The following is a 10419-nucleotide window of genomic DNA, read 5'->3' as shown; positions in this document are numbered from 1 at the left end:
GTTCTGGCGTGGGGACAGGCTCATTTAAGCTGGGCTCCGGCTCCATAGGGGCTAATGTCCCTTCCGTTGGGGTGGGACTGGGTTCTGGAGTTGGACTGGCAGTCACCTCCGGGCTGGGGGTCACCGGCAAGGGGGTGGGGATCGGAGTTTCAAATAAATCCGGCCTGGGTTGCAAAGACGGCAGGGGTGTAGGAGTTTCCTCCGGGGATTCTTCCACCGTGGGGGGGGGATTATTGCGCCGTTGGTTGGTGACCCAAAATCCTGCCGCCATGCCTCCGGCAATCACCAGCAGGACAACCAGGGGCATAACTACCCACTTGATCAACGGTGAACCCTCCTGGGTTTCGCTATACCCGGTAAATTCCTGGCTATAAACTTTGGTGGCTTGGGTGTCGTTGGCGTTATAGGGGGAGCCTACCACTAGGGTTGGAGCGGTGGGTTGGGGCCCCGGTTTAATTTTGTCATTGCCGTTGGTATTTCCTTGGCGATCGCCTGTAGCCGTGAAAACATTACTAAAACTGCCCTGGAGGGCCTGGGCCATGGCGGTAGCGGAACTAAATCTTTCCCTGGGATGGTAGCGTACCGCTTGGTCTATGACCTTAGCCAGGGTAGGACTGACTTGGGGCGCTCCCTGTCGCCAAAGAATTTCTCCGGTGCGACTGTCACTGGTCAAATATTGGGGGGTTTTACCGGTAAGCAAAAAAATAGCCGTGAGCCCCAAACTGTAAAGGTCGCTAGAAAAAACCGGCCTCCCAGCGGCCTGCTCCGAAGCCATGTAACCAGGGGTACCCAAGGCCACGGAATAGGCACTGCGGCCATCGGGATTAACCAACGTACCCATGGTTTCTTTGATAATGCCAAAATCGATCAGAATGGGCTTACCATCTACTTCCCGCAGAATAATATTGTCGGGCTTGATATCCCGGTGGATAATGCGCCGTTGATGGATAAACTGCAACACTGGTAAAATGCCCAGCAGCAATTCCTCCACCGCTGTGCTGGAAAAATTCCCCTTTTGGGCGTGGGCTTGGGTGAGGGTCAGCCCGGGAATCCATTCCTGCACTAGGTAAAAATCTTCCCCTTCACTGAAATATGCGTACAGTTGGGGAATTTGGGCATGGTTCTCTCCCAACTCTTCGAGGATGGCCGCTTCTCGGTGGAATCTGTCCCTTAACCATGGGGGAATTTCTGGATTTTCCAGCACCGGTTTGAGGTGTTTGATCACACACTTCCGGGCCGAGGGCATGTGGGTATCCCGGGCTAAAAAAGTTTCCCCAAACCCCCCTCTTCCTAGGGTTTCAATAATTCGGTAGCGATTGTTGAGTAGCTTTAGTGGGGTAACCATAGCAATGCCCTATGCTCCTAGCTTGTCCAGCTTTCAAATAAACCATTCTGCGGCCCTGGCCCCAAGTTCCAGGGGAATACTAACTGCTTTACCTAGGCGGGGTTTTTCTTTGGTTTGAGCGATGAACTGTTGCACCTGTTCCCCCCCTCCCCAGGCCTGGAGATACTGGGCGATCGCCTCTAGATTAGCGAAATAATCCTCTTCGGAGAGGGGAAAGGAGGCCTGTTCCAGGTACCGCCACATAATCTGTAGAAAAATGCGGTCTTTGATGCGTCGCAATTGCACATCGAAGGAATAACCCCATTTGTCCACAATCAACTGGTGTAACTGTTTACCGGTCATGGCTCAACACCGAAATTGCCCCAGGCGATCGCCGCTTGATGCCCATGCCTAGACAGGTTTGGATTTTTCAGCGACAATTTTCCCTAGTCCCATTAAAGCATTCCATGACTGTCAGCACCGCCACCCCTGCCCCCACTGCCATGAGTCAGGTCGTCAATGGATTATTGGCCGTCAAGCCCCTGTGGAACGTGGCTAAATGGCAAGCGCGTTCCATGATGATCAAACGGGCGGAGCGACTCGGTATCCCTTGGCGGGAGACGGTGAAACAATACCAACAGCAGGACTGGCAAGGGGATTGGGGGTCAGTGGTCAACCAGGACCTCACCTATCCCGACTATTACAACGCCTCTTTCCATGGCTATGACCAAGGCCATATGTGTTGGGACGCGGCCTTTGAATTTGAAGTGGCCGCCAACGCGGTTCATTCCAGCCTTTATCCAGAAGCCGGGGCCCAGGGCGACGCTCAGTTACGGCGTAGTTACCACGATGTTTTGCTAGCCCAATTGCCCCAAGCACCCCAAACTATCCTTGATTTGCATTGCACTGTGGGCCTGAGTAGCTTCACTTTGCAAGCCTGTTACCCGCAAGCGGCATTGACCGGGTTGGACTTTTCCCCCTACTACGTCACCCTTGCCCATCATCACGGCCAGGAAAAAGGAGCCGACATTAATTGGGTTCACGCCCTACCGGAAGCCACTGGCCTACAGGCCCAAAGTTTTGACCTAGTTTCCGCTTTTCTGCTGTTCCACGAAATGCCCCAGGAACCCACCCGGCGCATTTTTCGCGAAGCCCGGCGCTTAGTAAAAACCGGCGGCCATTTCACTTTTATGGATATGAATCCCCGCTCCCAGGCTTATCTGACCATGCCAGCCCATATTATAACCCTGCTGAAAAGCACGGAACCTTTTATGGACCAGTATTTTGCTTTGGATGTGGAGCAGGAATTATTGGAAGCCGGTTTCGACCAGGTGAGTATTCAGTCCAATAGTCCCCGGCATCGCACTGTCATCGCTTCCGTACAACCCTAGTTGCCATTCCTGACTTTGACCCGTCGTAACCTGCTATGGAAGAAACTTTTGTCGCACCGAACGGAGATAGTGATAGCAATTTTGGCTTAGCCCTGGCCGCCCTGACCCAGTCTTTGCAAAAACTGCAAACCCGTTACGACGAGGTTCAATCCCAGAGGGCCAAGCAACAACAAATCCAGGAATATCGTGCCGATGTGGAAACCAGGCTCCAGGGGGAAGCCCAGGCGGAATTGGAGCAGGAATTGGCCCGCATCCGTTCGGAGTTGGAAGCGTTATCCCTGGAATTAGAGAGTGAACTGTTGACCGATCGCCAGTTGCAAAAAATGTTTTGGGATGGTCTACGGCGGGGTTTGATGGGGGATGTGTTTTGGCAAATAATCCGCTTTGGTGGCCTGGGTTTGGTGCTGGGTTGGGCCCTAAAAAGTTGGGTTGGCTGAACAATCTGTCAACAATTGAGGCTGGCACTGGAACAAGTCCAGGAAAGTTTTGCCAGGGGTTAATTTTGCCCTCCATGGAGTTGCTGAAGCTGGGGAATTTTAAAGTTTGTCTTGGTTTCCCCTAACTTCAAAGTCGTGAAACTAGGGGACTTTGCCAACCCCCTCTAGTGGAGAAAGTGGCGCACCCCAGTGAAAATCATCACTAGGCCCAATTCGTTGGCCGCCTGGATCGAGTCTTGATCTCGCATGGCCCCCCCCGGTTGGATGATGGTGGTAATGCCAGCGGCGGCGGCGGTGCGGACGGAATCGTCAAAGGGAAAGAAGGCATCACTGGCCAGACAAGCTCCTTGGGCTTCTGCCCCCGCTTGTTTCAGGGCAATTTCCACGGATCCGACTCGGTTCATTTGCCCCGCTCCCACCCCCAGGGTAGTTTTATTTTTGGTAATGGTGATGGCGTTGGATTTAACGTGTTTACACACTTTCCAGGCAAAGGCCAATTCCGCCAACTCTGCCGCACTGGGTTGTTTCTCTGTCACCACCTGCCAGGCATTGGGATCTTCCCGTTCATCGTCCGCCGACTGCACTAAAAATCCGCCGGCGATCGCCTTAATGGTTTGACTGGGGCCGGTAGCCAGCTCAGGAAGGATTAAGACCCGCAAATTATTTTTCTTGGCTAGAATTTCTCTGGCCTGGTCATCGCAACTGGGGGCCACAATACATTCCAAAAAGGTTTTCACCATTTCCGTTGCAGTGGGGCCATCCAAGGGTTGGTTCAGGGCCACAATGCCCCCAAAAGCAGAGGTGGCATCGGCATTAAAAGCCTTTTGATAGGCTTCTACCAACGTGGGAGCTAAAGCCACGCCACAGGGATTGGTATGTTTTAAAATCACCGCCGCCGGTTCACTGGGGTCAAATTCATTAATGATGCGCCGGGCCGCTTCCAAATCCACCAAATTGTTATAGCTCAGTTCCTTACCCTGGAGTTTCTCGGCCTTAGCCCACCCCGTCGCCTCTCGCCCTGTTTGGTACCAGCCTGCACTCTGGTGGGGATTTTCTCCATAACGCAACGGCTGGCGCAATGTGCCGCTAATGCCAAATCTGGCCGCCCCATCCCCGCTTAAACCACTAAAATAATTGGCGATCGCCTGGTCGTAGGCATTGGTGAGGGCAAAGGCTTCCCCGGCAAATTGTTGGCGCAGAGCTAAGGGAATTTCCCCCTGTTCTCGCAAAGCAGTCAAATAAGCTCCGTACTGACTGGGGTTGGTGAGGACGGTGGTATGGGCAAAATTTTTGGCAGTGGCTCGAATCATGGCGGGGCCACCGATGTCAATCTGTTCCACCGCTTCGGCTACCGTTACCCCGGCCTTAGCAATGGTCTGCTCAAAGGGATAAAGGTTAACCACCACCAGATCCAACGGACGAATATCGTTAGCTTCTAAATCCGCTTGGTCACTGGCTAAATCCCGCCGGGCCAAAATGCCCCCATGGATGCGGGGATGCAACGTTTTTACCCGACCACCCAAAATTTCCGGTGCCCCAGTGTAATCACTCACCTTGGTGACGGGAACCCCCGCTTCTTTGAGGGTTTTGGCAGTGCCACCACTACTGATCAGGTCAAACTGAAATTCATTCACTAGCCGTTGGGCCAGCTCCACAATGCCACTTTTGTCAGACACACTCAGCAGGGCTAAACGGGCCATTGCCTTCTCCTCTTGGTAATTTTTCCGTCCTCCATTATCCCCCAGGAGTTGGACTCCCTTACCCTTTCCTGTCCAGACTAGGGGGTTGGAAATGGTACACTGCTTCGATCGCCTGACGACAACCATCGGCCAGACAATCCAGCAAAACTTCCCCTTTCTCTTTGGTGGCTACGGTGGCATCCCCCATCACCCCACTGCGGCTCACTTCCTTCGTTAACCAAGCAAAGGGCAAACTTCCTTCCATGCTCAAAAGCTCACTATCGGCGGGAATGCCCTGGGGAAATTCCTTCACCAAACGATCTTCTCGCACCAACTCCGGCCAGAGGGCCATCATTAAGCTGGTTTCCCCATCCCCCGCATGGATGCCGTGGGTCATCTCCTTAGGCGTGAGTAAATCCGCCGCACAATGGGGCATACGCCAGGTAAAAAAGGGGAAAATTTGCAGATCCGGGTAAGCTTGGTGCAAGTCCCGAGCGGCTATTTCCAGCACCTGAATCTGGCCACCGTGGGAGTTGAGCAAAATCCATTTACGGAAGCCCGATTGATACAAACTAGCCGCCACTTGCTTGAGGATAGCCAACAAAGTTTCTGCACTGAGGGTAATGACCCCAGGGAAACCTATATGTTCGTTGGACTTGCCATAGTACAAAGTCGGGAGGACATAGACCGGAATTTCTGCCCCTAAAGTTTGCAGCGCCTTGCCCAAAACCCCCTCAGAAATGGCCGCATCCACCACCAGGGGTAAATGGGGGCCATGCTGTTCAATGGAACCCAGGGGCTGAATAATGATGGTTTTATCCTTATCCGGCAGAGCCTCAATGTCCGTCCAAGTCAGGTAGGCAAAATAACGCTGGGGAGGAATAAGGGCGGAAGGTTGCATGGTCAAACTTTTAAAAGGGGGAACATAAATAAGACTTTTTCTAGGATCTATTCTCAATAAGATTCCACTATTGCAACTAGCGAGCCTAGCGACTATGATGGATCCCATCGCCCAGACTGCTTCTAAGCGCCCCCATAGAACATGTCCTACACCGCCGATTCCCTCAAAGCCGAACTTAATGCCCGTGGCTGGCGACTGACCCCCCAGCGGGAAAAAATCCTCAATATTTTTCAAAATTTACCAGAAGGGGAACACCTCAGTGCCGAAGAGTTACACCACCGTCTGGAAGAAGAGAAGGAAAAGATTAGCCTGTCCACAGTTTATCGCAGTGTTAAATTGATGTCCCGCATGGGCATTCTGCGGGAGTTGGAATTGGCGGAGGGGCATAAGCACTATGAGCTACAACAGGCTTCACCCCATCACCATCACCATGTGGTCTGTGTGCAATGTAACCGCACCATTGAATTTAAGAATGATTCCATCCTCAAGCAAAGTTTGAAGCAGTGCGAAAAAGAGGGCTTTCAGTTAATTGATTGTCAGTTAACTGTTACCACCATCTGTCCTGAAGCCATTCGCATGGGTTGGCCTTCCACTTTGCCCAGCAATTGGGCTTGCACCCGCAGTATTTCCCTAGCTTAAGCATTACGCAGGGCCACAATGGGGTCTAATTTCGCTGCTTGACGGGCGGGAACTACACCAAAAAAGAGCCCAATACTGCCGGAAATGGTCAGGGAAACAACTACGGCGGTAGGGGAAATAATGGTGATGAGGGGGGAAAGGGCTCCAACGATCGCCACAATGGCCATGCCTAATACGACGCCAATGACTCCACCACTGGCGGAAACAATCACTGCTTCAATGAGAAACTGACTGAGGATGTCCTGTTCCCCAGCTCCGAGGGCTTTACGCAGGCCAATTTCCTGGGTGCGTTCTGTCACGGACACCAACATAATATTCATCACGCCAATGCCCCCGACAATGAGGGAAATACCGGCGATCGCCGCCAGGAGAATGGTCAGTCCCCCGGTGATAGTGTTGACAATATCTAGCATTTGCTTGGCAGAACTAACGCCAAAGTCATCTTCCCCGTTTTGGATATTGTGGCGCAGGCGCAAGAGGTTTTCCATTTGGAAAGTGGCCGCCCGCACCGAGTCACCATCCTGGGCTTTAACGTTGATCCAACTCAATTCGATGCCGTAGGGGGAAGTCCTACCCACCAGTTGGGCCACCATGGTATCCAGGGGAATGAAAATAAATTCATCTTGGTTACTGCCCAAAGAAGAACCCTTGGTTTCCATGACGCCAATGACTTCAAAGGTAATATTGTTGATGCGAATATTCTGACCGAGGGGGGTTTGGGTTTGATAAAGGCGATCGGCAATCTCACTACCGAGCACGGCTACCCGACGATGGCGCTCCAGGTCCAGAATGTTGAGGAAGCGCCCCTGGGCCACGGCAAAATTACGAATGGCGGGATATTCGGGGGTAGTGCCCACCACAGTGGCGTTGGTGTTGAGGCTCCGATGGGACACCAATAACCGTCGGTTAATCTCCGGGGCCACCCCGGCCACACTGGGCACTTGGTCGGCGATCGCCTCGGCGTCACTCAAAACCAAGGTTTTCGGTAAATTGAAACTAGCTCGACGGTTACGTTGGGAACCGGGTAACACAAACAACACATTGGGGCCCAAATCTTCCAACTGGGAAGTGGCCAACTCCTGGGCTCCCTGGCCAATGCCCAACATGGCCACCACGGACGCATTACCGATGACGATGCCCAACATGGTCAAACTACTGCGGAGTTTATTGGCCAGCAACATGCTAGTGGCCATTCTCAAACTTTCCCGAAATTCAATCACCGTTACCTCTGCTTGGGTTGCTTCCGCTAGTGCATCTAGTTTATTTTATCGATTTCTTCGATTTGACCGCCCCCAGCCCCAGGGGAAAGTTAAATTGAGTTAAAATTCTGTCCCGAGCATCTAAGATAGAATTTCCTTCTGCAATCCCCATACATCCATGGCCACTACCAACATTTCCGACCGTGAAAAAGCCCTCAACGCCGCCCTAGCCCAGATTGAGCGGAGCTTCGGTAAGGGGGCCATTATGCGCTTGGGAGATGCCACCCAAATGCGGGTTGAAACCATTTCCACTGGAGCTTTAACCCTAGATTTGGCCCTGGGGGGCGGTTTGCCCAAGGGTCGGATTGTGGAAATTTACGGCCCTGAAAGTTCCGGGAAAACAACATTGGCCCTCCATGCGGTGGCTGCCACCCAGCAGGCAGGGGGAGTAGCGGCCTTTGTGGATGCGGAACATGCCCTCGACCCCGTTTATTCCAAAGCCCTGGGGGTGGACATTGATAACCTCTTGGTGGCCCAGCCCGATAATGGCGAGTCGGCCCTGGAAATTGTGGACCAGTTAGTGCGCTCCACTGCGGTGGATATCATTGTGGTGGATTCGGTGGCGGCCCTGGTACCCCGGGCGGAAATTGAAGGGGAAATGGGGGATACATCGGTGGGCTCCCAAGCTCGCTTGATGAGTAAGGCCATGCGAAAAATTGCTGGTAACATCGGGCGATCGGGCTGTTTAGTAATTTTCCTCAACCAGTTACGGCAAAAAATTGGGGTCACCTACGGCAGTCCTGAAGTGACCACTGGGGGTAATGCGTTAAAGTTCTACGCCTCTGTCCGTTTAGATATTCGTCGCATTCAAACCCTGAAAAAAGGCACCGAAGGGGAATACGGTATCCGGGCCAAGGTGAAAGTGGCCAAAAATAAAGTGGCTCCCCCCTTCCGCATTGCTGAGTTTGACATTATCTTCGGCCAGGGCATTTCCCGCATGGGTTGCACCATTGACCTAGCGGAAAAATGTGATGTGATTACCCGCAAAGGGGCTTGGTATAGCTACAACGGCGAAAACATCGCCCAGGGTCGGGATAATGCCATCAAATACCTGGAGGAAAATCCGGAAATCGCCGCCACCATAGACCAACAGGTACGGGAAAAATTATCGTTAATTAATGCAGTTTTTCCGGTGGACACAGAGGATGGGGCGGAAGAACAGGGAGAAGAGGGAGATTTTTAAGCCAAGAAAACCTAAGAAATATGGGAAGCGGAAATCAAAAAGCCCGCTAGAAAACCAACGATGGTGGCATAGGCCACGGAACTGCCCCCTAATTCATAGGCTTCGGGCATCATGGTGCTGGCTAACATGGCTAAAATTCCTCCGCCGGCGATCGCCTGGGCCAGGGCCACCAGTAATAGGGTGCCACTCTGGCCAATGGCGTAGCCCACTATGGCAATGAGTCCACTGGCCACCACGGCCCCAAACCAGAGGGTTAAAATTCTGCGGTTAGAAATGCCGGCCTGTTTCATGCCAAAGGAACTGGAAAGAGCTTCGGGAAAATTAGAAATAAACACAGCAAACAAAAAAGCGCCGCCCCAGGGGGTGACATGGGTATTCATGCCGATCACCATAGACTCCGGAATGTTATCGAACAGTGTGCCCACCAAAATGGCCATGGGAGCGGAACTTTGGGCCAATTTTGTCAACACCTGGCGATCGCCTTCCGCCAGTGGTTCTAACACCGAAACTGTATCTGTGGGGGGAACAATTGCTTCAAAGTCCGTGGCCAATTGCAAACGGCGGGCAAGTTTGCGGCTCAGGGCCAGGGCTAGATGGGGAGACTGGCTGAGAATATGGGCAAAATTTTCCTTATCGAGTTGATACAGTTCCATGGGAGTGAAGGCTACTACTGTGGCGGATCTGGGCTCCCCGGTGAGCAAAGACATTTCCCCAAAAATATCGCCGGATTTCAGCCGATTAACCCAGGTTGTCCCCTTATACACATCCGCTTCACCGCCACCGATCAAATAAAAATAATCCCCCTGGTCCCCTTCCCGGCAGAGCGGTTCCCCCGGCTGGGCGTGGTGGGGAGTCAGTAGGGCCGCTAGCTGATGCTTTTCCTCCTCAGGCAAGGCGTTCATCACCTCACTATGGGCAAGGTAGTCCACCAGCTCATGGGATTCAAGAATTTGGTGTTCCACCACATAGCGACGACTGACGGCGGGTTTACGCAAAAAGCCCCCATGTTCATCAATGTATTTACTCAGACTAATAAATAAAACTCCCCCGAATAAAAATCCCCCCACCAAAACCACCACATTGGCACTACGGTAAACGGCACTGGCAATTTCCAAGGCGATCGCCGCCATCAAAGTACCACTACCAAAGGCCATCACCGCCGCTAGAAATTTTCGTCCCGGTTGCCAAGCCACAGCAATTAAAGCCCCTAGGGCCATGCTGGAAGCGCCCAAAATACCCTGAAAGAAAGCGGTCAAAGCAAGGTTTTCCACCGTTCTAAGCAAATTTATGGTTATCGGACTGAATCTTTCCCAGTTCCATTAACTGCTAGAGGGTGGGCTAGAGGCAAGGGCCATGGAGCATGGGCAGCCAGACAAACTTTAATACCAATCTACGGGAATGGAGTCGTCCAAGACCGGTTCCGGTGCAAATCCTCCTGGTTCCTGTGATGCTGGGGTTGGTGGGGGTGGATTAGGAGCCACGGGGTTATTCGCCGGGGCTGGAGCACCTGGCATTTGGACGGGGATGGGGATGCCCTGTAAAGGAGGGGCAGGGGTACCTTGGGACGTGGGTGGCGGATTGCTAGGGGGAACAGAAGGAACAGGGG

11 protein-coding genes are annotated in these 10419 nt (G+C 52.7%); 5 read left to right on the top strand and 6 right to left on the bottom strand.

From position 1 onward, the window contains the following. On the bottom strand, nt 1-1345 hold a 1345-nt coding region (spkC, locus tag IQ217_RS18110; RefSeq protein WP_194021250.1), incomplete at its 3' end, for a serine/threonine-protein kinase SpkC. 33 nt (nt 1346-1378) lie between these two features. After that, nucleotides 1379-1687 carry a DUF3067 family protein gene (locus tag IQ217_RS18105; protein WP_010874344.1) on the bottom strand — a complete coding sequence of 103 codons (309 nt, stop codon included), beginning with the start codon at nt 1685-1687 and terminating at the stop codon, nt 1379-1381. A gap of 44 nt (nt 1688-1731) precedes the next feature. Between IQ217_RS18105 and IQ217_RS18100 the strand changes: the two genes are divergently transcribed. Both IQ217_RS18100 and IQ217_RS18095 read left to right on the top strand, forming a co-directional pair. Then, nucleotides 1732-2715 (top strand): class I SAM-dependent methyltransferase, encoded by a 984-nt coding sequence (locus tag IQ217_RS18100; RefSeq protein WP_194021247.1) that lies wholly within the window; start codon nt 1732-1734, stop codon nt 2713-2715. Nucleotides 2716-2750: 35 nt separating this feature from the next. Continuing rightward, nucleotides 2751-3152, top strand: coding sequence for a sll0565 family protein (locus tag IQ217_RS18095; protein ID WP_190599166.1), 402 nt, complete (start codon nt 2751-2753; stop codon nt 3150-3152). Between the two features lie 164 nt (nt 3153-3316). Here IQ217_RS18095 and purH read toward each other — a convergent pair whose 3' ends face one another. Then, nucleotides 3317-4852 carry a bifunctional phosphoribosylaminoimidazolecarboxamide formyltransferase/IMP cyclohydrolase gene (gene purH, locus IQ217_RS18090; protein ID WP_194021254.1) on the bottom strand — a complete coding sequence of 512 codons (1536 nt, stop codon included), beginning with the start codon at nt 4850-4852 and terminating at the stop codon, nt 3317-3319. A 58-nt stretch (nt 4853-4910) separates the two neighbouring features. Next, a complete protein-coding gene (locus tag IQ217_RS18085) occupies nt 4911-5732 on the bottom strand; it encodes a creatininase family protein (RefSeq protein WP_194021245.1) in 822 nt (273 codons plus the stop codon). Between the two features lie 141 nt (nt 5733-5873). Here IQ217_RS18085 and IQ217_RS18080 point away from each other — a divergent pair, with 141 nt between their 5' ends. Further along, a complete protein-coding gene (locus IQ217_RS18080; RefSeq protein WP_190599169.1) occupies nt 5874-6371 on the top strand; it encodes a ferric uptake regulation protein in 498 nt (165 codons plus the stop codon). Here IQ217_RS18080 and IQ217_RS18075 read toward each other — a convergent pair. Continuing rightward, nucleotides 6368-7591, bottom strand: a complete 1224-nt coding sequence (locus tag IQ217_RS18075; RefSeq protein ID WP_194021243.1) for an ABC transporter permease — start codon at nt 7589-7591, stop codon at nt 6368-6370. The two genes, IQ217_RS18080 and IQ217_RS18075, sit on opposite strands and share 4 nt — an antisense overlap. Before the next feature lie 157 nt (nt 7592-7748). On the opposite strand from IQ217_RS18075, the gene recA reads away from it, so the two are divergent. Beyond that, a complete protein-coding gene (gene recA, locus IQ217_RS18070) occupies nt 7749-8813 on the top strand; it encodes a recombinase RecA (protein ID WP_190599171.1) in 1065 nt (354 codons plus the stop codon). 11 nt (nt 8814-8824) lie between these two features. Here recA and IQ217_RS18065 read toward each other — a convergent pair whose 3' ends face one another. Next, nucleotides 8825-10069, bottom strand: coding sequence for a cyclic nucleotide-binding domain-containing protein (locus IQ217_RS18065; protein WP_228016947.1), 1245 nt, complete (start codon nt 10067-10069; stop codon nt 8825-8827). Between the two features lie 142 nt (nt 10070-10211). Between IQ217_RS18065 and IQ217_RS19120 the strand changes: the two genes are divergently transcribed. Continuing rightward, on the top strand, nt 10212-10419 hold a 208-nt coding region (locus IQ217_RS19120), incomplete at its 3' end, for a hypothetical protein (RefSeq protein ID WP_228025793.1).

Origin of the sequence: Synechocystis salina LEGE 00031, from assembly GCF_015207985.1 — a bacterium.
Classification (GTDB): domain Bacteria; phylum Cyanobacteriota; class Cyanobacteriia; order Cyanobacteriales; family Microcystaceae; genus Synechocystis; species Synechocystis salina.
Note: the sequence above shows the minus strand (reverse complement) of the source record. Positions and strands in the feature narration are given on the sequence as shown.